The sequence below is a fragment of the Streptomyces sp. NPDC051243 genome, assembly GCF_044455405.1.
GTDB lineage: Bacteria > Actinomycetota > Actinomycetes > Streptomycetales > Streptomycetaceae > Streptomyces.
The window spans coordinates 38,463-58,988 of sequence record NZ_JBITES010000001.1; the positions used below are offsets into that span (position 1 = coordinate 38,463).

At 70.7% G+C, this 20,526-nt stretch carries 17 protein-coding genes; 11 read left to right on the forward strand and 6 right to left on the reverse strand.

Annotated elements, in window-relative coordinates:
- Nucleotides 1–8 precede the first annotated feature (8 nt).
- The gene (locus ACIBAG_RS00140) at nt 9–1,322 is read right to left on the reverse strand and encodes a S1 family peptidase (RefSeq protein ID WP_399099177.1); all 1,314 of its coding nucleotides are present in this window, start codon (nt 1,320–1,322) and stop codon (nt 9–11) included.
- Between the two features lie 189 nt (nt 1,323–1,511).
- Between ACIBAG_RS00140 and ACIBAG_RS00145 the strand changes: the two genes are divergently transcribed.
- The 5 genes from ACIBAG_RS00145 to ACIBAG_RS00165 all read left to right on the forward strand — a co-directional run bounded on the left by ACIBAG_RS00145 (nt 1,512) and on the right by ACIBAG_RS00165 (nt 8,555).
- Nucleotides 1,512–1,925, forward strand: a complete 414-nt coding sequence (locus ACIBAG_RS00145; RefSeq protein ID WP_399099179.1) for a PaaI family thioesterase — start codon at nt 1,512–1,514, stop codon at nt 1,923–1,925.
- A 475-nt stretch (nt 1,926–2,400) separates the two neighbouring features.
- A complete protein-coding gene (locus ACIBAG_RS00150) occupies nt 2,401–2,616 on the forward strand; it encodes a type A2 lantipeptide (RefSeq protein WP_399099181.1) in 216 nt (71 codons plus the stop codon).
- Between the two features lie 95 nt (nt 2,617–2,711).
- Nucleotides 2,712–3,518, forward strand: coding sequence for an HlyD family efflux transporter periplasmic adaptor subunit (locus ACIBAG_RS00155; protein ID WP_399099183.1), 807 nt, complete (start codon nt 2,712–2,714; stop codon nt 3,516–3,518).
- The gene (locus ACIBAG_RS00160; protein ID WP_399099185.1) at nt 3,515–5,737 is read left to right on the forward strand and encodes an NHLP family bacteriocin export ABC transporter peptidase/permease/ATPase subunit; all 2,223 of its coding nucleotides are present in this window, start codon (nt 3,515–3,517) and stop codon (nt 5,735–5,737) included. The genes ACIBAG_RS00155 and ACIBAG_RS00160 overlap by 4 nt, the downstream gene beginning before the upstream one ends.
- 1 nt (nt 5,738) lies before the next feature.
- Complete coding sequence (locus ACIBAG_RS00165; RefSeq protein ID WP_399099187.1) at nt 5,739–8,555, forward strand: NHLP bacteriocin export ABC transporter permease/ATPase subunit; 2,817 nt, start codon at nt 5,739–5,741, stop codon at nt 8,553–8,555.
- A gap of 178 nt (nt 8,556–8,733) precedes the next feature.
- Here the strand turns inward: ACIBAG_RS00165 and ACIBAG_RS00170 are convergent, their stop codons facing one another.
- The 3 genes from ACIBAG_RS00170 to ACIBAG_RS00180 all read right to left on the reverse strand — a co-directional run bounded on the left by ACIBAG_RS00170 (nt 8,734) and on the right by ACIBAG_RS00180 (nt 11,372).
- Nucleotides 8,734–9,264: an SRPBCC family protein gene (locus tag ACIBAG_RS00170; RefSeq protein WP_399099189.1), complete on the reverse strand. Its 531-nt coding sequence runs from the start codon at nt 9,262–9,264 to the stop codon at nt 8,734–8,736.
- Nucleotides 9,261–9,626, reverse strand: coding sequence for an ArsR/SmtB family transcription factor (locus tag ACIBAG_RS00175; RefSeq protein WP_399099191.1), 366 nt, complete (start codon nt 9,624–9,626; stop codon nt 9,261–9,263). Before ACIBAG_RS00175 ends, ACIBAG_RS00170 begins: the two co-directional genes overlap by 4 nt.
- A gap of 108 nt (nt 9,627–9,734) precedes the next feature.
- Nucleotides 9,735–11,372: a sigma-70 family RNA polymerase sigma factor gene (locus ACIBAG_RS00180; protein WP_399099193.1), complete on the reverse strand. Its 1,638-nt coding sequence runs from the start codon at nt 11,370–11,372 to the stop codon at nt 9,735–9,737.
- 333 nt (nt 11,373–11,705) lie between these two features.
- Between ACIBAG_RS00180 and ACIBAG_RS00185 the strand changes: the two genes are divergently transcribed.
- Nucleotides 11,706–12,155 (forward strand): STAS domain-containing protein, encoded by a 450-nt coding sequence (locus tag ACIBAG_RS00185; RefSeq protein WP_399099195.1) that lies wholly within the window; start codon nt 11,706–11,708, stop codon nt 12,153–12,155.
- Nucleotides 12,156–12,293: 138 nt separating this feature from the next.
- On the opposite strand, the gene ACIBAG_RS00190 is transcribed toward ACIBAG_RS00185, so the two are convergent.
- A complete protein-coding gene (locus ACIBAG_RS00190) occupies nt 12,294–12,728 on the reverse strand; it encodes a protease inhibitor (protein WP_399099197.1) in 435 nt (144 codons plus the stop codon).
- 337 nt (nt 12,729–13,065) lie between these two features.
- Here ACIBAG_RS00190 and ACIBAG_RS00195 point away from each other — a divergent pair, with 337 nt between their 5' ends.
- The 5 genes from ACIBAG_RS00195 to ACIBAG_RS00215 all read left to right on the forward strand — a co-directional run bounded on the left by ACIBAG_RS00195 (nt 13,066) and on the right by ACIBAG_RS00215 (nt 18,316).
- Nucleotides 13,066–13,617, forward strand: a complete 552-nt coding sequence (locus tag ACIBAG_RS00195) for a hypothetical protein (RefSeq protein WP_399099199.1) — start codon at nt 13,066–13,068, stop codon at nt 13,615–13,617.
- A gap of 194 nt (nt 13,618–13,811) precedes the next feature.
- Complete coding sequence (locus tag ACIBAG_RS00200; protein WP_399099201.1) at nt 13,812–15,407, forward strand: purine-cytosine permease family protein; 1,596 nt, start codon at nt 13,812–13,814, stop codon at nt 15,405–15,407.
- Nucleotides 15,404–16,099 (forward strand): alpha/beta fold hydrolase, encoded by a 696-nt coding sequence (locus ACIBAG_RS00205; RefSeq protein WP_399099203.1) that lies wholly within the window; start codon nt 15,404–15,406, stop codon nt 16,097–16,099. Before ACIBAG_RS00200 ends, ACIBAG_RS00205 begins: the two co-directional genes overlap by 4 nt.
- A gap of 73 nt (nt 16,100–16,172) precedes the next feature.
- On the forward strand, nt 16,173–17,342 hold the full coding sequence (locus ACIBAG_RS00210) for a lactate 2-monooxygenase (protein WP_399099205.1): 1,170 nt from the start codon (nt 16,173–16,175) through the stop codon (nt 17,340–17,342).
- Nucleotides 17,339–18,316 (forward strand): 2-hydroxyacid dehydrogenase, encoded by a 978-nt coding sequence (locus ACIBAG_RS00215; protein ID WP_399099207.1) that lies wholly within the window; start codon nt 17,339–17,341, stop codon nt 18,314–18,316. Before ACIBAG_RS00210 ends, ACIBAG_RS00215 begins: the two co-directional genes overlap by 4 nt.
- A gap of 148 nt (nt 18,317–18,464) precedes the next feature.
- Here ACIBAG_RS00215 and ACIBAG_RS00220 read toward each other — a convergent pair whose 3' ends face one another.
- Nucleotides 18,465–20,075, reverse strand: a complete 1,611-nt coding sequence (locus tag ACIBAG_RS00220) for an RICIN domain-containing protein (RefSeq protein ID WP_399099209.1) — start codon at nt 20,073–20,075, stop codon at nt 18,465–18,467.
- Between the last annotated feature and the right edge of the window lie 451 nt (nt 20,076–20,526).

A 20,526-nucleotide genomic window follows, 5' to 3' on the forward strand; every position in this document is an offset into this window, starting at 1 on the left:
TCAGGGTGTCAGTTGTTCCCGACACCGTTGCCGATGATCTCGCCGAGGCCGTTGCCCGTGCCGTCGGCGTTGCCGTTGCCGACGTCTTCACCGGCTCCGGCTTCCTCACCGGCGCCCGCCTCTTCACCGGCCCCGGCTTCCTCACCGGCGCCCGCTTCCTCGCCGGCTCCGGCCTCCTCGCCCGCGCCCGCGCCGCCCGCGGCGTCGCCGCCGAGGGTCGCGCCGACCGCCTCGAGGGCGGTGGTCACCGGCTGGAAGAAGGTCTCGCCGCCGACGGTGCAGTCACCGCTGCCACCGGAGGTGAGGCCGATCGCGAGGCCGTCCTGGGTGAACAGGGAGCCGCCGCTGTCGCCGGGTTCGGCGCAGACGTTGGTCTGGATGAGCCCGGTGACCGTGCCCTCCGGGTAGTTGACGGTGGCGTCGAGCCCGGTTACCTGGCCGTCGCTCAGCCCGGTGGTGCTGCCCATCCGGAACACCTGGAGACCGACCTCGGCGTCCGCGGCCTGGCTGATCGCGACGGTCTGGTCGCCGAGGTTGACCTCGCTCGGCGCCTGGGTCGCCGGGTCGTCGTACTTGACGAGGGCGAAGTCGCCGTCGCCGGGGAAGGTGGACTGGTCGACGGTGGCGATCGACTGGCCGCCCTCGGCATCCGACCACTCGTTGCCTGCGAGCGTGCAGTGACCGGCGGTCAGGAAGGCGGGGGTGCCGTCGCCCGCGGTGACGTTGAAGCCCGTGGAGCAGCGGGAGCCGCCGGCGAAGATGGCGTCGCCGCCGGAGAGGAACGTCTTGAAGGTGCCGGCCGACTTCTTGATGGTGGCCATGCCCGAGCCGAGGCTCTGGACGGTCGACTCCAGCTGGTCCCAGTTGTCGCCGGTGACCGTGCTGTCGGCGGTGACGAGGATCTGGTTCGTTCTGGGGTCGACGGCCCACGCGGTGCCCGGGATGGTCGCCTCGGACTTCAGCGTCTGCGCGCCGGCCGCCAGCTCGTCGAGGCTGTTCTCGACCTCACGGATCTTCGCGCCGGCCTGCTTCGCCTGGACGATCACGTTGTTGTTGTCGCCCGGGACGACGTTGACGACGAGCTGCTGGCTCTCGGCGTCGTAATAGGAACCGGCAAAGGCGTCGCCGAGCAGACCCGCGAGCTGCGAGGCGAGATCCGACGCGTCCGCCGCCTTGAGGGTCTTGGGGGCGGCAGCGGCGTCGCCCGACGCGCCGTCCTGGGACGCGTTGGCGTTCGGCAACAGGATCGCGGCCGCTCCGAGCGCCACCACGCTGCCCGCGGCTATCGCGGCCTTGCGCTTCGGAATTCGCTTGTGACTCAAACTTCTCGACCTCCTGGGGGACGGGGTCTGTGCCGCCGTGTCCGCGGCAGCTGTTCGGGGCGCCTGGTTGGCAGTTGGTACGCACGGGTCACCCGGGGCGTTCAATTCCGTTTGCGCGCGCCCCACTCGGGGGACCGAATCGGCCAAGGCGCATGCCTGTCCGGGCCGACCGCGGGAACAATCCCCCATATGACGATGACCACCGCCGAAGCCGACAAGATCCTCTCCGCCAACTTCGCCCCCTGGGTGCTCTCGCTCGGCCTGTCGGTCGAGGCGGTGGAGAGCCACCGAGCGCTCCTGCGACTCCCCTGGTCGGAAGGGCTGGCCCGGGAGGGCGGCGCGCTGTCGGGGCAGGCGCTGATGGCCGCCGCCGACACCGCGACCGTGATCGCCGTGTCGGCGGCGCGCGGGGCGTACGGGCCGATGACGACGGTGCAGCAGTCGACGTCTTTTCAGCGCGCGGTGATCGGTTCGGATGTCCTGATCGATGCGGTGGTCACCAAGCTGGGCCGCCGTATGGCGTTCGCCGACATCACGATGACCGACGAGGGGTCGGGGGAGATCGCGGCTCGTGCGAGCACCGTGTATACGCTTCTGGGCTGACACGATCCGCTACCGATCGGTAGCGGTCGGTTGTGAACACCGATCGGAATCCTGGCTTCAGCGAATCTGCACATTCAATACTCAACGAAGTCACCGTGGCTCGGAGTTCTCCACAGGGTGCTACCGACGGTCACCCCCTTGGGGCGGGAGTGTCGGATTCGCCGCCGCGTCGGCTCGAGCCCCCGGGAGCCGATGCAACAGCTCGCCTGAGCCGATGCTGTGACGCATGTGAAGAAGTCGCCGACAAGACGTGCCCGCGTCTGCACGGATCGATGCTTCAGGCGTTCAAGTGCCCAGGTGAGGGCGTTGGTTGATTGGAAGCCCGTACCCGCAGCGTGCTTTGATCCATCGCACCGCGGGGGCCGCGAACGGCTTCCGGGAACGGGCGCCGGGCGCTCGCGGTCGCGGCCGTCATCTGTCCCCAGAGGGGGCCGCTCCCCCTTATGAGATATCCATTAGGAAGGGAAGTTCCATCATGAACTCCACCCCCCAGGTTGAGACCGTCGAGATCTCCGACGCCGAGCTCGACAACGTCTCCGGCGGCCTGCAGGTCAACGCCGTGAACGGCGCCCTTGACGCGGTGAACGGCATCGCCCCGGTCTCCGCCCTGGTGGACACCGTCGTCGGCACGGTCGAGGGCACCACCGGCCTGAACACCGCCCCGGTCCAGGGCCTGGTCGCCGGTCTCTGATCGCGCCTTTGCGCCACTGAGTCCCGGAGCCGCAGCCGGCGGTTCCGGGATTCTCCCGTGCTGTAACGACCTCTTCTACGGGTGAGGGAAGTTCCTTGCAGTTCCGCCAACAGGCCCTCGCCAAGCTCCAGTCACCGGAGGAGCTCGACCTTCCGGTGCGCTTCGCCCGCCCCCAGGGCTGGCTGGTCCTCGCCGTCACCGTGGTCGTCATGGCCGCCGCCTCCGTATGGGCGGTGACCGGCTCGGTCACCTCCACGGTCAGCGCGCCCGCCATCCTCACGCACGGCCAGGGCAGCTACATCCTGCAGAGCCCGGTCGCCGGGCAGGTCACCGCGGTCCTCGCCAAGCAGGGGGAACGGCTCCCGGCGAACTCCCCCGTCCTGAAGGTCCGTACGGCCCAGGGCGAGACGACCGTCCGCACGGTCGCCGCGGGCCGGGTCACCGCGCTCGCCGCCACCATCGGACAGATCATCTCCACCGGCGCGAACGTCGCCGCCGTCGAGAAGGTCGCCCACGCCGAGGACCCGCTGTACGCCACGGTGTACGTCCCCGCCGAGAACGCGGCCTCCATCCCCGACAAGGCCGCCGTGGACCTCACCGTCTCCTCCGTGCCCACCCAGGAGTACGGCGTCCTGCGCGGCCATGTGAAGTCGGTGGACCGCTCCGCGCAGTCGGCGCAGCAGATCGCCGCGTTCCTCGGGGACAACCAGCTGGGCGAGCAGTTCACCAAGGACGGCAGGCCGGTGGCCGTACTGGTGAAGCTGGACAAGAAGTCGAGCACGAAGAGCGGCTACGAGTGGTCGTCCGCCGACGGGCCGCCGTTCGACCTCACCTCGATGACCCTGGCCTCGGGTTCGATCCGGCTGACCGACCAGCGTCCCGTCGATTGGCTGCTGCCGTGAGCCCCGCACAGGAGACCCGCGGCAGGCGCCGCGCCGCACCGCCGAAGCGCCCCGTGCCCAAGGGGCGGGCGAAGACCGTCCGCACGCCGACCGTGCTCCAGATGGAGGCCGTGGAGTGCGGCGCCGCTTCCCTGGCGATGGTGCTCGGCCACTACGGCCGCCATGTCCCGCTGGAGGAACTGCGCATCGCGTGCGGTGTCTCCCGCGACGGCTCGCGCGCCAGCAACCTGCTCAAGGCGGCCCGCAGCTACGGCCTGACCGCCAAGGGCATGCAGATGGACACGGCCGCCCTCGCCGAGGTGAAGTCGCCGGCCATCCTGTTCTGGGAGTTCAACCACTACGTCGTCTACGACGGCATGGGCCGCCGTTTCGGTCGCCGGGGCGTGTACATCAACGACCCCGCCAAGGGGCGCCGTTTCGTGCCCATGGAGGACTTCGACGGCAGCTTCACCGGTGTCGTCCTGGTCATGGAGCCCGGGGAGGACTTCAGCAAGGGCGGGCGCAAGCCGGGCATCCTCGGCGCGATGCCCGCCCGGCTGCGCGGCACCGCCGGCACGATGCCCGCCGCCGTCCTGGCGAGCCTGCTCCTGGTGGTGGTCGGCGCTGCGGTGCCCGCGCTGAGCCGCACCTATATCGACATGTTCCTCATCGGCGGGCAGACCTCCCTGCTGAGCGTGCTGTTCGCGTCGATGGGGACCTGCGTCGCGCTCACGGTCGTGCTGACCTGGCTGCAACAGGCCAACCTCCTGCGCGGCCGCATCATCTCCTCGACCCTGTCCAGCGCCCGCTTCCTGCGCCATCTGCTGCGGCTGCCGGTGACGTTCTTCTCCCAGCGCAGCCCGGCCGACCTGGTGCAGCGACTCCAGTCGAACGACGCCGTCGCCGAGACCCTCGCCCGTGACCTCGCGGCGGCGGGCGTGGACGCGGTGGTCGTGGTCCTGTACGCGATCCTGCTCTACACCTACGACCCCCAGCTGACCTTCGTCGGCATCGGCGTCGCCCTGCTGAACGTGGTCGCCATGCGGGTCGTCATCCGCCTGCGCGCCACCCGGACCGCGAAACTCCGCGCGGACAACGCCCGGCTCACCAACACTGCCTACACCGGCCTTCAGCTGATCGAGACGATGAAGGCGACCGGCGGCGAGGACGGCTACTTCCGCAAGTGGGCCGGCCAGCACGCCACCACGCTGGAGGAGCAGCAGCGCCTCGGCGTGCCGAGCGCCTGGCTGGGCGTGGTCGCGCCCACGCTGGCCTCGCTCAACAGCGCGCTCATCCTCTGGATCGGCGGCATGCGCGCGGTCGAGGGCCACATATCCGTCGGTCTGCTGGTCGCCTTCCAGGCCCTGGTCACCCGCTTCACCGCCCCGATCACCCGCCTTAACGGCGTCGCGGGCCGTATCCAGGACTTCGCCGCCGACGTGGCCCGCCTGAAGGACGTGGAGAACTTCGAGGCGGACCCGCTCTACGGCCGCCCCGGCGCGGGCGATTCGACGCGCCGCCTGCACGGCCACGTCGAACTGCAGAACATCACCTTCGGCTACAGCCCCCTCGACAAGCCCCTGCTCACCGGTTTCGACCTGACCGTCGGTCCGGGCCAGCAGGTGGCGCTGGTGGGCGGTTCGGGCAGCGGCAAGTCGACCGTCTCCCGGCTGATCTCGGGCCTGTACGCCCCGTGGGAGGGCGTCATCCGCATCGACGACCAGCGCATCGAGGACATTCCGCGCGGCGCGCTCGCGGCCTCCGTCTCCTTCGTCGACCAGGAGGTGTTCCTCTTCGAGGGCACGGTCCGCGACAACGTGGCGCTGTGGGACCCGTCCATCCCGGACGACGCGGTGGTGGACGCGCTGCGCGACGCGGCGCTGTACGACGTCGTGATGCGCCGCCCGGGCGGCATCCACAGCAAGGTCGAGCAGGACGGCCGCAACTTCTCCGGCGGGCAGCGCCAGCGCCTGGAGATCGCGCGGGCGTTGGTGCGCCGCCCCAGCATCCTGGTCCTCGACGAGGTGACGAGCGCGCTGGACGCGGAGACCGAGCTGGTCGTGATGGACAACCTGCGCAAGCGCGGCTGTGCCTGCGTGGTGATCGCGCACCGGCTCAGCACCGTGCGCGACAGCGACGAGATCGTCGTACTCCAGCACGGCGCGATCGTGGAGCGCGGGCGGCACGAGGAACTGGTGGCGCGCGGCGGCGCGTACGCGGCACTGGTCAAGGAGCGGTGAGATGACCTCCGTCCACGAGGGTGACCTCGTCCTCAACGCGCTCGGGCAGATGGGCACGCGCATCGACTGCGCCGGATTCAACCGCCTCGACCTCGAAGGTCCGCAGGTGCTGTGGCTGGTCGCCTCCGGCGCGATGGACCTGTTCGCGGTCGACGCCGGGCAGCAGGGCCACTGGCACCACCTGGGCCGGCTGGAGGCGGGCTCGCTGCTGCTGGGTCCGGTCGCCGGACCGCAGCACACGCTGGTGGCCCGCCCGCTCAGGGACTGCGTCGTGCACCGCATCGGGCTGCGCGAGCTGTACCAGCCCGCGAACACCCAGACGTGGTCGTACGACGAGTACGGCAACCCGCAGTACGTCCCGCCGCAGACGAGCCCCCTGGAGTACGCCCTCGCGCTCGGCGTCGGCCGCAGCCTCACCATCCTCTTCCAGGCGCCCATGGCCACCGAGCGGGCCGCCGAGGTGACCGACGACGACGTCTTCTGGATGCAGGTCCCGCCGGGCAGCGTGCAGTACGGCTCGCTGTACGGCGCGGAGGCGGCCGCCGACCTGCTGATGGACCCGGCGGTCTGGCAGTCCATGGTGGACCAGCAGTACCGCCTGCTGACCACGCTGGACCGCTGGATCGAGCAATTGGAGCGCACCCACGAGTCGCGTACGGCGGAGGGCATCAAGGCCGGCGAGGCGGTGCGCGCCCAGGCCGACCGGACGCTGCTGGCGTCCATCGGCAAGCGCAGCGACAAGCGGACGACGGCCGCCGACGCGGACGCCAGTTACGCGGCCTGCAAGCTGGTCGCCGAAGCGGCCGGGATCACGCTGGCGGAGCCCGCGCAGAGCGGCACGGAGAGCGACCGGCTCGACCCCGTCGAGCGCGTGGCCATCGCGTCGCGCGTGCGCACCCGGGCCGTACGGCTGGACGGGCGCTGGTGGCGGGACAACGTGGGACCGCTGGTGGGCCACCGGGCCCTTTCGGGCGCGCCGGTCGCGCTGCTGTGGCGGCGCGGCGGCTACGTCGCCGTCCATCCGGCGACCGGCCGTGAGACGCCGATCGAGAAGGCCAACTCGGAGGAGTTCGAGCCGCGTGCGGTGATGTTCTACCGTCCGCTGCCCGACCGAGCGTTGAGCCCGCTTCGGCTGCTGCGGTTCAGCATGCGGGGCACCGGCGGCGATCTGACGAACCTCATGATCAGCGGCCTGGTGACGGTCGCGATCGGTGCCCTGGTGCCGATCGCGACCGGCAAGGTGCTCGGCGAGTTCGTGCCGAAGGCGCAGACCGGGCTGATCGTGCAGTTCTGTCTGGCCGTGATGATCAGCAGCGTGGTGGCGGCGGCCTTCATGCTGCTGCAGAACCTGACGATTCTGCGCCTGGAGGGCCGCATCGAGGCGACTCTCCAACCGGCCCTGTGGGACCGGCTGCTGCGGCTGCCCACGAAGTTCTTCACCGAGCGCTCGACCGGTGAACTGGCGAGCCAGGCCATGGGCATCAGCGCGATCCGCCGTCTGATGGCCGGAGTCGGCCCTGTGGTGGCGTCGTCGGTGACGGTGGGCGCGATGAACCTGGCGCTGCTGTTCTGGTACAGCGTGCCGATGGCGCTCGCGGCGATCGGCATGCTCGTCGTCATCGCGGCCGTGTTCCTGGGGCTGGGACTGTGGCAGGTGCGCTGGCAACGGCGGCTGGTGGTGCTGAGCAACAAGCTCAACAACCAGGCGTTCCAGACTCTGCGCGGACTGCCCAAGCTGCGCGTCGCGGCGGCCGAGAACTACGCGTACGCGGCCTGGGCCGAGCGGTTCGCGCGCAGCCGTGAGCTGCAGCAGAAGGTGGGGCGGATCAAGAACCTCACCACGGTGCTGGGCGCCGTGTACCTGCCGCTGTGCACGCTGCTGATGTTCATGCTGCTCGCGGGCCCCGCACGCGGGTCGATGTCGGCTGCCGCGTTCCTCACCTTCAACACCTCGGTGACGATGCTGCTGACCTCGGTCACCCAGCTGACCGGCGCGTTCGTGTCGGTGGTGGCCGCGCTGCCGCTGTTCGAGGAGATCAAGCCGGTGCTGGACGCGACGCCCGAGGTGCGCTCGGCGAGCACCCGGCCGGGCCCGCTGACCGGGTCGATCGAGGCGCGCCGCCTGTCCTTCCGGTACTCGGACGACGGTCCCCTGATCCTCGACGACGTGTCCTTCGACGTACGCCCGGGCGAGTTCGTGGCGATCGTCGGTCCGAGCGGTTGCGGCAAGTCGACGCTGCTGCGCCTGCTGATCGGTTTCGACAAGCCGGTCTCCGGCAGTGTGCTGTACGACGGCCAGGACCTGGCGGCGCTCGACCAGTCGGCGGTGCGGCGGCAGTGCGGTGTGGTCCTGCAGCACGCCCAGCCGTTCACCGGGTCCATCCTGGACGTCATCTGCGGTACGGAGCCGTACACACCGGAGGAGGCGATGGCGGCGGCCGAGATGGCGGGCCTCGCCGAGGACATCAAGCGGATGCCGATGGGGCTGCACACCATCGTCTCGGGCAGCGGCGCGATCTCCGGCGGCCAGCGGCAACGCCTGATGATCGCCCAGGCGTTGATCCGCCGCCCCCGCATCCTGTTCTTCGACGAGGCGACCAGCGCCCTGGACAACGAGACCCAGCGCACGGTCATCGAGTCGACCAGGGCCCTCAACGCCACCCGCATCGTCATCGCACACCGCCTGTCGACGGTGCTGGACGCCGACCGGGTGATCGTCATGGAGGACGGCAAGGTCGCCCAGCAGGGCCCGCCCGCGCAGCTCCTCGCGGACACGGGCGGGCGGCTGCACGAGCTGGTTCGGCGTCAGATGGCGTGAGCGGGCGAGCCGGGCCGCCGGTTCCGGGACGGCTCAGGGGTTCGGTCGGCAACCCCTGAGGCGCAGCCCGGGCTGCGGGCGCAGCGGCTGCACACGTGACGCCGTGGACGACTGCCTCACGGAGCTGTGGCTCCCGGCAGCGGGCAGCAGTTGCGCCCCGGCGGCGGACTGATCACGTTCAGGTGTCCATGCCCGGGACCGGGGCGCCGGAGGGGACGCCGGCGGCCACATAGCCGTCGTAGAGCTCCTTCCAGGGCGCTTCGGCCCCGGCGTGCGGTCCTTCGAAGCGTTCCCCGCGCGCGTGCGCGTCGAGGGCGGCCAGGCAGACCTCCCAGCCGGCGCTGTTGCGGGCGGCCGTGTTCTCGGCGACGAGGACGTTGGTGAGCGTGAAGCGGGTGCGCTTGTCGTCGAGGGCCTCGAGGTCGAAGTGCAGTTCGTCGCCGCCCCACTCGAAGGACAGGTGCCGGGGCTCGTCGACGGCGATCACCCGGCCGGTTGAGTCCTCCATGTTGGGGTCACCGCCGAAGTTGATCGTGCCACCGGGGCGCAGATCGATCTCGGCGCGGGACGGGAACCAGTGGGCCAGTTCGTCGGCGTCCGTCACGAACCGCCAGACGCGCTCGACGGGATGGTCGTAGGTACGGCTGAAGCGGACGGCCGGGCGGCCGTCGTCCAGGGTCAGAAAGGTGCCGGTGAGGTCGGCGGTCATGACGGATCAGTCCTTCGGTGGATCAGTCCTTCGTCGGCAGGCGGGTCGTCCGACGTCTCGTCGAGACGGCGGCCCAACGCGTCCAGGCTGCTGTTCCAGAGCTTGCGGTACGGAGCCAGCCAGGCGTCGAGCTCAGCGATCGGGGCGGGATCGAGGGCGTAGACACGCCGCTGCGCGTCCTGCCGCACCCGGACCAGGCCCGCCTCCCGCAGCACCTTCAGATGCTTCGAGGTACTCGGCTGGCTCAGCCCGCATGCCGTCACGATCTCCCCCACGGGCCGCGGCCGCTCCAGGAGCAGCGCGACGATGGCCCGTCGGTGGGGATCGGCGAGGGCGCTCCAGAGGGAGACGTCGTCGGGCATGGGTCCAATATGCCTTGACGATTATATAACCGTCAAGGCATACAGGGGCCACTCCTTCCGGCCCTCATCGCGTGATCGGCGCGTCCGGGAGCGGCGGCGTCCGCGGCGTCAGAGCTTGGCGCCGAAGTTCTGCGTCCACCAGGGCCCGCCGGAGCCTTTGTGGATGCCCACGCCGATGTCCTTGAAGGAGCAGTTGAGGATGTTCTCGCGGTGACCCGGGCTGTTCATCCAGGACTCCATCACCGCCTCCGGGGTCTGCTGACCCATGGCGATGTTCTCGCCGTAGGTGGACCAGCGGTAGCCCGCCGCGGTGATCCGCTGTCCGGGGTCCTCGCCGTCCGGGTTGGTGTGGTCGAAGAAGCCGCGGGCGGCCATGTCCTCGGAGTGGCCCTGCGCGGCCTTGTTCAGCAGTGAGTCCTCGGCGAGCGGACCGCATCCGGCGGCCGACCGCTCCTTGTTCACCAGCGCGACCACCTGCCCGATGGTGTCGGTCGGGACCGGCTGCGACTGCGGCGTACTGGACGCGGTCCGGGTCGGCTTGGGAGTCGGCCGGGGAGTAGGCGTGGCCTTTTTGGTGGGTTTGGGGGTCTTGGAAGGGCTCGCCTTCTTCGTCGGTGACGCGGACGGCGACGGAGATTTGGAGGCCGAGGGGGAGGTCTCGATGGGGCTGACCTCCGACAGGTCCACTTCCGGGGCGCCGGCGGCCGACGCGGCGGTCGGCTCCTCGGTCCCGGCACCGGGGTCCCGGTCGAGGTACCAGAGGCCGCCGCCCGCGACGCAGGCCGCCACGACGGCGCCCCCGACGGCCCGGCGTCTGACGCGCCGCCGCCGGCGGGCCTCGCTGCGGGAGGCCGCCCGGCCACCCGAGGCACGGCGCCCGGCGCTCCGGCCCGATCCGGGGTGCCCCCCGGACGAGTTCAGCCGGGAGGCCGAACCGACCATGGCCATTCCGTCGGCGGCGGACAGCACCCGGTCCAGCAGCGCGGGCGCCGCGGCGACCAGCGCGAGACCGGCCAGGAGCCCTTCTGCGGGCATCAACCCGGCCCACAAACCGGAGCATTGAACGCAATCACGGGCATGCCGGGCTATTCGCTTGCGCCACAGCGCCGAGGGCCGGCCGTCCCAGGAGGCCACCACGCCTTGCAGTTCCTGGCATCGGGGCCGGGCGTCGAGGGCCCGCACCACCACACGGGCCGCCTCCAGTTGCGCCTTCATCCGCTGCACCCGGACCGCCGTGTGCTGCGGGGACAGTTCCAGAGCCTCCGCGACCTCGGCGCGGGTCAGCTGGCCGGCGCACTCCAACCACCACAGGGACAGCAGCCCTCGGTCGTCGGGCTCCAGCCAGCGTGTCGCGCGTGCGGTCTCCTGGCGCTGGCCGGACAACTGCAGCCGCACCATGGTGAGGTCCACGAAGTCGGCGCCCGGATCCGCGAGGTTCTCGGCCTCCTCCACGCCGCCTGTCGCCGCCTGGCGGTCCTGCCAGTGGGCTCGCACCTGGTTCATCGCGATCGCCACGAGCCAGGAGCGGAAGCTCTCGGGAGTACGCAGCCCGCCGAGCGCGTCGAGGGCGCGCAGCATGGTGTCCTGCACGACGTCGTCGACGTCGACGGAGCCGTTCAGAGCCCTTCCCACGATGTTGTAGACCAGCGGGAGGTACGCACCGACCAAGGCGTCCTGAGCCTCCTGGTCGCCGCTTCGGGCCGCGGTGACCAGTGCCGCCAGTTCCGTCGTGCGCTCTGTACCCATCAAAAACTTCCCTGTCCTCGACGCCGAACGAAGCTGTCCGATACATGGGAGATCGATCGATGAGCTGCTGATAACAGTTCTTCGGACGCTTGTTCCACGAGAGACTCACGGGGCCGGACGGGCCGCGCAATGGGAAACGTCACATCGGCGGCAAGGAGCTGCCGGACGACCGGACAAACCGGCGAGCGACGAAAGGGGCGAAGAGTCAATCTTCTTGGGCAAAGTTCACCAAGTCGAGTGAACCAGATCTTGCACAGGGCGCGGCAGGGATGCTCACCCTCGCCCCCGGGTAACTACCCGGATCAAAAGCCCCCCTGCCGAGGTGGAGCGGACATGACGCCGGACGCCGACGACCGCGCCCCCTATCCGACCGAGGACCTGGCCACGGACCCCCTCCGCCGTGTGCCGCCCCCGGCGAACGCCCATGCCCGCACCCGCAGATGCGGTGCGTTCACCGTGGTCGAGGTCGTGGGCGAGATCGATCTGGCGACCGCGGCGTTCGTCGCCGAGCATCTGGACGCGGCGACGGCGCGGCCCGAGCCGGACGTGCTCGTCGATCTGCGGCGGGTGGACTTCTTCGACTGCTCGGGACTGCGCGTGCTGTGCCGGGCCGAGACCCGGGTCAGAGAGCGGGGCGGTCGCCTCCGGATCGTCTCCGACGCGCCGCGGATACTGCGGCTGCTGCGCGGTGCGGGTCTGCTGGGCCGCTTCGCGCCCTTGTCCGGCGTCCCGGGAGAGGACCCCTCAGCCTGCTCCCCGGGGAAAGACGATGACACTACCTAGGGTTTCGAGGTGTCGGCCGGGCGGCCCCACTCCGCCCGGCCGACCCCCGGTGCGAGATCGCGGGGCCCCACGGCAGGACGCACACTCCCCATCCGCGCGTCCGTGCCGTACTGCACGAGGCTGTGCGATCCCGGTCCTTTAGAACGCGAAGAGGCTCGTCCCGTAGGAGCCCTTCACGCACTCGTTGGAGAAGGTGCGCTCATAGGAGACCCGCTTGCCCTGCCAGACGCCGTCGACCGTGACGATCACGGGGTCGTACTGCTTGGTGCACAGCACGCCCTCCCTGGCTCTCAGTGCATCGAAGTCCCCGCCCACGCCCCGCAGTTCACCACAGGCCGACACGGCGTCGGGATGTGTGCCGGAGGCCGTCGGCGCGCAGCTCAAGGTGACCGCGCGCACCGGCGTGGTCATGGTGGCGCTGTCGCCGTGGGCCAGGGTGAGCACCAGGGCCGAGGGGGCGTAGAGCGAGGCGGGGGCGGCGTCCTGGCCGGCCAGGGCGGATCCGGTGAGTGGTCCGCAGACGGCGGTGGCCGTGAGGCCGAGGGTCGCTGCCCAGCGCGCGGTGTTCCGCATTGTGTGCATCCTTCCGCTCGAGTCGAGGGTGTGCCGGCTCCGGCGCGATCGGTGCCGGAGCGACGAGCGGGAGTCTGCCGAGTCCGCCGCCGAAACTCACATCGACACCACGGGTTTCAGTAACCTTGCGTATTGAATCAGTGGCGTGAAGTAACGGAGTTCGAACGTTCCAACGCCGAAACTTGGCGGTTCTTGATCGTTCCAAGTCGCCCGGTGGCCGGATTCCGCACGCTGATTAATAGGCCTGAAACATTCCGGTTGAGCCCTCCGATTGAGCTCTCGGCTGACTCGCGCCCCGGCCCTTGTGTTCGTCCGGCAGCGGAGTAATCGTGATTACATGATTACCAGCGAACAACGAGAGAAGCTGCGCGGCTGGTTCGCCGGCCGCCTGCCGGACGACCTCTTCGAGGAGCTGACCGACGTGACGGTCGACCGCGAGGAGATCACGGTGATCGGCCGTATCCCCGCTCCCCACCTGGCCGAGGACGCCTCTGCGGCCGAGCGGGAGGCGGCCGTGGAGGGCCGGATCCAGGAGTTCCGGGAGCGCACCCGGGAGACCCGGATCGGGGTGGCCCGGGATGCGGAGCACCGGTTCCGTCGGAAGGTGTCCTGGGGTGTGGAGTGCGACGGCGAGCGCGCCCTGTTCACCCATATCGCCGCGCCGGTGATGACCCGCCTGCGCCAGCCGGAGCGCCAGGTCCTCGACACCCTGATCGCCGGCGGGGTCGCCCGCAGCCGCAGCGACGCCCTCGCCTGGTGCGTACGGCTCGTCCAGCGGCACACGGACGACTGGCTCACCGAGCTGCGCGAGTCCCTGGAGAACGTCCAGCGGGTACGGGCGCAGGGACCGGACACGGAGCCGGAGGACGCGCCCACGGACCATGACTGATGGAGGTTTCGTCCAATCAAGGCACTGAAGGTGGATGAACCGTCCTCTGGTGCGGATCTCACGCCCCGCCGTACCGTCTGCAGATCCCCGAGAGGACGGCATCCGCGCCGCCCGCGCACCCCAGCGGCAGGCACCGGCCGTCACCCCCGCCGCGTCACAACGCGCTCCACCGCCCCGCCCCCGCTGGAGCCCCCGTGTCCCCTGAGCCCCGATCCGTCTCCGCCGTCTCGACCGTCCGCTCCCCCGCTCCCTCGTTGACCGAGGTGGAGACCCACGGCGTCGACCGCATCCCCGACGCCGAGCGCACCGCCACCCCGCTCGATCTGTTCCGCCTCGCCTTCGGCGGCGCCAACACCTTCTCGACCTGTGTCCTCGGCGCCTTCCCGATCCTGTTCGGCCTCTCCTTCTGGCAGGGCCTCGCGGCCACGCTGCTCGGGGTCGTCGTGGGCGCGCTGATCCTCTGTCCGATGGCGGTGTTCGGCCCGGTCAACGGCACCAACAACGCCGTCTCGTCCTCCGCGCACCTCGGAGTGCACGGCCGCGTCGTCGGCTCCTTCCTCTCCCTGCTGACGGCCGTCGCGTTCTTCTCGATCTCGGTGTGGAGCTCGGGCGACGCCCTCGTCGGCGGCGCACACCGGCTCTTCGGTCTGACCCGCGGCAATCTCTCGTACGTCGTCGCCTACGCCCTGTTCGCCGGACTGGTCCTCGCGGTCTGCGTCTACGGCTTCCGTTTCATGCTGTTCGTCAACAAGGTCGCCGTGCCCTCGGCCAGTGTGCTGTTCCTCCTCGGCGCGATCGCGTTCGCCGGCGACTTCGACCCGTCGTACGCGGGCGTGTTCACGGACTCCGCGGACGCGGCGACTCAGTCGCTGTTCTGGCCGTCGTTCATCGGGGCGGCCCTGATCGTGCTGTCCAACCCCGTCTCGTTCGGGGCGTTCCTCGGGGACTGGTCCCGCTACATCCCGGCGAGCACCCCGCGCCGCAAGGTGGTCGGCGCCGCGTTCCTGTCGCAGCTCGCGACGCTGCTGCCGTTCGTCTTCGGCCTGGCGACGGCGAGCATCATCGCCACGAAGGTCCCGGAGTACGTCGACCCGGCGGCGCCGGACTTCGTGGGCGGGTTGCTGGCGATCTCGCCCGGCTGGTACTTCCTGCCGGTGTGCCTGCTGGCATTGATCGGCGGCATGGCGACGGGCACGACGGCCTTGTACGGAACCGGGCTCGACTTCTCGTCGGTGTTCCCCCGGCTGTCACGGGTGCAGGCGACGCTGCTGGTCGGCGGACTGTCGATCGCGTTCATCTTCATCGGGCGGTTCGGGCTCGACCTGGTGCAGTCGATCTCGACCTTCGCCACCATGATCATCACCTGCACCACGCCGTGGATGGTCGTCATGATGCTGGGCTACTGGACCCGGCGCGGCTGGTACGACCCCGACGCCCTCCAGGTCTTCAACCGCCGTCAGCGCGGCGGCCGTTACTGGTTCGCGCACGGCTGGAACTGGCGGGGCATGACCGCCTGGTGGGTGGCGGCGCTGACCGGCGTCCTGTTCACGAACATCCCGGGGCAGTTCGTCGGCCCGCTGGGGGATCTCGCGGGCGGCGTGGACATCAGCCTGCCGCTGTCGCTGGTCGTGGCCGCCGTCCTGTTCCTGGCGCTGCTGCGGCTGTTCCCCGAGCCGCGGGCGGTGTACGGGCCCGAGGGGGCGCGGCTGGCCCGGACCGTGGAGGTTCCGGTGCCGCCGATCAGCGGTCCGGGGGCGTTGTCAGTGCCCTCGACTACCTTGCCCTCATGACCGATTACGTTCTGGTGGCGGGTGCGAAGTTGGGTGCGTGGGCGTGGGACGAGGTGGTGCCCGAGCTACGGGCGGCCGGACACGGGGCGCATGCGCTGACCCTGTCCGGGCTGGCCGAGAAGCGGGGGATACCGGCCGGGCAGCAGACCCATGTGCGGGACATCGTCGAGGAGGTGGAGCGGCTCGGCCTGCAGGACGTGGTGCTGGTCGGGCACAGTTACTCGGGCGTACCGGTCGGGCAGGCCGCCGAGCGGATCGGTGACCGGCTGGCGCGGGTGGTGTACGTCGACGCGAACGTCCCGATCGACGGGAAGTCGTTCCTGTGGGGCTGGCCGAGCGACGGGGTGCGGGCGGCGATCGAGGCGAACGGCGGTTTCTGGGCTCCCTTCTCGGCCGAGGATCTGGCGGACCAGGGCCTCACTGACGAGCAGATCGCCCGCATCGTGCGGGGCGCGACCCCCCACCCCGGCGCCACGCTCACCGAACCGGCCGTCCTGACCCGTTCGCTCGCCGAGATGCCGACGACCTACGTCAAGTGCCTGCTGGACTGGCCCGAGCCGAGCGACGATGTCGCCGAACTCCTCAAGAGCGACCAATGGGAGCTGGTCACCATGGACACCGGCCACTGGCCGATGTTCTCCCAGCCTCGCGAACTGGCCCGCATCCTGCACGAGTCGGTGACCGCACCCTGATCCACTCCCCCGCCTACCGGTCGGTATGGTCGGCGTACAGCGCGTTCTCAGTGACGAGAGGCGGGGCTTACGCATGGGCAAGCACTGGGCGGACTTCCAGTACGAGATCTACCTGAACGGGATGTCGGGCGCCGTACCCCGCCTCCCCACCGATCTGACCCGGCTGGAGGAGCTGACCGAGCGGCGCCTCGGTCCCGGACCCGTCGGCTATGTTGCGGGCAGCGCGGGCGACGGCAGCACCGCCCGCGCCAACCGGGCGGCCCTCGGGCGGCGCCGGATCGTGCCACGCATGCTGCGGAACGTGCACGAACGGGATCTGTCCGTGGAGGTGCTGGGCCGCGCCCTGCCCGCACCGCTGGCGCTGGCGCCGGTCGGGGTGCTGTCGATCATGCACCCGGACGCCGAGTGCGCGGCCGCCCGGGCCGCCGCCGCGCAGGGCGTGCCGTTCATCCTGTCGTCGGCGTCCAGCACACCCATGGAGCAGGTCGCGGAGGCGATGGGCGACGCCGAGCGCTGGTTCCAGCTGTACTGGCCGAAGGATCCGGAGGTGACCCGCAGTTTCCTGCGCCGGGCGAAGGCGGCCGGGTTCACCGCGCTCGTCGTCACGCTGGACACGCCGATGCTGGCGTGGCGGCCCCGCGATCTCGACACGGCCTATCTGCCGTTCCTGCACGGGGTGGGCACGGCCAACTACTTCTCCGACCCGGCCTTCCAGGCCGGCCTGGCCAAGCCGGTGCACGAGGATCCGAACGCGGCCGTGATGCATTTCGTCGGCATGTTCGCGGATCCCGCCAAGACCTGGCCCGACCTGGCGTTCCTGCGGGAGAACTGGGACGGCCCGATCGTCCTGAAGGGCATCCTGCACCCGGACGACGCCCGCGCGGCCGCCGACGCGGGGATGGACGGGGTCGTCGTCTCCAACCACGGCGGCCGCCAGGTCGCCGGGTCCGTCGGGGCGGCCGACGCCCTGCCCCGGGTCGTGGAGGCGGTCGGCGACCGGCTGACGGTGCTGTTCGACAGCGGGATCCGTACCGGGGACGACGTCTTCAAGGCGCTCGCCCTCGGCGCGCGGGCGGTGCTGGTCGGACGGCCGTACGCCTACGGGCTCGGCCTCGACGGGCAGGCGGGTGTCGAGCACGTCATCCGCTGTCTGCTCGCCGAACTCGACCTCACCCTCGCCCTGTCCGGGCACGCCACCCCCGCCACGATCGGCCCCGCCGACCTCATCGAGGAATCCGCATGACGACCCCGAGGAACGTCCTCGCCGTCATCTCGCCCCACGTGGGCGGCCGTGGCATCGGAGCCGGACTGACCACCCTCTTCCCCGAGGGCGCGAACGTCACCGTCGTCGAGGCGGCCGACGAGGACCCGGCCGCCCTGCGCTCCGCCCACGCCGTCATCACCGCCCTCGCCCCCGTCACCGCCGAACACCTCGCCGCCGCGCCGGAGGTGGAGCTGGTGCAGTGCGCCAGCCACGGCTTCGACTATGTCGACGTGGAGGCGGCACGCGAGCGCGGCGTGCGGGTGTGCAACATCAGCTCCAGCGGCGCCGAGGCGCAGAACGTGGCGGAGCAGACCTTCGCCCTGATGCTCGCCCTGGCCAAGCAGCTCGTCCCCGCGCACACCGCGCTCGTCGAGGCCGACTGGGCACTCCCCCGCCTCCAGCACTCACTGACCGAGCTGTGCGACAAGACGCTCGGCATCGTCGGACTGGGCCGGATCGGACGGCAGGTCGCCCGCCGCGCGGTCGCCTTCGACATGAGCGTGGTCTACGCCGGACGACACCGGCTGCCGCCGGAGACGGAGGCCGAGTACGGCGGCGCCCGCCACGTCCCGCTCGACGAACTGCTGAGCACCGCCGACTACATCACCCTGCACGCCCCGCTCACCGACGGGACCCGGCATCTGCTGAACGCCGAACGGCTGACGCTGCTCAAGCCGACGGCATTCGTGATCAACACCGCGCGAGGCGCCCTGATCGACCAGGACGCCCTCGCGGACGCGCTGGAGAAGGGCACGCTGGCCGGGGCGGGCATCGACGTCTTCGACCCCGAACCACCCACCTCGGCCCTGCGCCTGCTCCGCGCGCCGAACGTGGTGCTCTCCCCGCATGCCGGTGGCGTGACCCGCGAGACCCTGGTCCGGATCGCGCTGGCCGCGGTCGAGAACGTGACCGCCTTCCTGTCGGGCGGAGCAGTGCGGGATGTCGTGAACTAGGCGAGTCCTCCTCGGCGTTGGCACACGAAGGGAGCCGGCGTCCTCGCACGCGCCGAACGCAGTGGCGTGCGAGGACGCCGATGCGGGCCGGTACCGGACAAGCCGCCCACGAGCCAAGCCGCCTGCCGATCCCGCTCCACGTCCGCGCCTACGCCTCCTCCTCCGCCAGCCGCACAGCCCGCGCCGCCGGCGTCCCGGTCTCCCCGCTGGACAGCGAGCCCGGGCTCGCCGACGTCACCGGATCGGTGAGCCAGCGCTGCGCGTCGGAGCTGTCGCGGACCTTGACGACGATGTCGGCGCCCGCGTCGGGGGTGATGGCCGCGAGGGCGAGCCGGTCGTCCCAGCGGGGCAGCAACTCGCCCTGCACGGTGAGGTCGTAGCGCACGTCGTCGGCCCGCTTCGCGTCGTCGTCGGCGCACTCGCCGAGGATCACCACCCCGGCGTCGACGTGCGAGTCCAGGCACAGTTCGGGGTCCGCGACACTGCGCAGCAGGCCGTCCTTCTCGTACGACCACTGCTGGGTGTCGTCGGCCGAGCACTCGGCCAGTTCCGTTCCGGCCCCGGCCTTCGGCTCGCCCCGGATGTCGAGACACAGCTCCGAGTCGGCGTTGCGCAGCCTGGACCGAAGGGGTGCGGTGGGGAGTTGGGCCGTGCCGGGCGGTGCGGAGGAAACCGCGGGCGGCACCTGGGTGCCGCTGCCGGTGGCGGAGGCGGCCGGGTCCACGCCGTCGTCGTCGGAGAGCAGACCGGCGGCGAGCATGGCCGCGATCAGCCCCGCGGAGGCCAGACCCACGCCCGTGAGCAGCGTGCGCGAGGAACGTGGTCCGCCGGCGGGTCTGCGGACCTGCACGGGGATGCGCGACAGCAGGCGTCGTCGTCCGGCGCCGTGCCGTGCGCCGCCGCGCGTACGGGGCCCGTCGGACCGCGCACGGCCCGGGCGGGTGTCCAGATAGCGACGCGCGCCCCAGCCGAGCACCGCCTCGGCGATCAGCACTCCCAACCCGCCCTCGAAATGACTCAGTTGTTCGGCGGCGTTGCGGCAGTAGCGGCACTCCGTCAGATGCTGCTGGACATCGGGCAGCAGAGCCCCGCCGCGGCGAATGGGGACGTCGAGGAGTCGGTTGTAGAACCGGCAATCCTTGGTCGGCGCGAGTTCACGATGGGCATGTACACAACCTTCGCGGAATTTATCACGCGCCTGTTCGAGAGCGGCCGACGCGGTAACGGTATCCATGCCCAGCAACCCGGCCGGGACGCTTAGCGGTTCGGCCTCGACCTCGGTATGCCAGAGCAGGCATCGCGCAACTCCCGGAAGCGCCTGGAATGACCGATCGGCGAGCCTTCGATTTTCGGGCGTCATCGACTTCGCGGCACGCATACCGCGACCGCCTGCGGGTTTCGCCAACTCCGGCAGTACACCTGCTATTCGCTCTTCGGACGCCCACTGCCGGACCGTGTCCCGGACGGCGACGAGCAGCCGGGGCCGCAGCGCGACCGCCGGTTCGCCGAGCGCCAGACGGTCGAGGACCTGGTGGAAGGCGGCGGCGGTGACCATGTCGGCGACAGCCGACGGAGCGGCGAGACAGATCACCGCGTATTCGCGGCCGGGTTGCCAGTGCCGCGCCATGAGCAGCGCGGCGGACGGAGCGGCCTCGGAGTCCGTAGAGCCTCGCAGCCGCGCGGCGAGGCCTTCGTCGGATTCCTCGGGAACTCCGCCTGGCGGCGGGTAAGGCGGGCGAGGGGGGTGGGGGGTGGGCACTGAGGGGAATCCTTCCCACGCGCATGTGGCTCAGAAGGTCTGGCACCGAAAGGGAGGAGCGGTCTGGTGTGTACCTTTTCGGCGCGAGCGCGGGGAGTCCGAATTCACCGACGTCCATCTGTTCCGGTTCCCCAGGGAACTGATGAGCCCCGGTCTTTTTCCAACCCCCCACGGGTAGTTCACCCTTGCACAGCACACTCGTGGCCAACAAGGCACTCGGACAACATCCGCCCCCTTGAAAGAAGGTCAGATACGGCGGCAACACGCCGCACCTGCATCATCTTTCGGCATTCCGTGCGCCCCGTGTGAAACGCACGCACGCGCCGGAGCGCCGCGCACGCTCCCCGGCGCACGCGCCGGCGTAGTCCACTGGTAACGGCCCCTCGGAAGGCCGGGCGCAGGACGGCGGCTCTCCTGCGCGACACGGGCCGCCGACCCTGTTCCTCCCGCC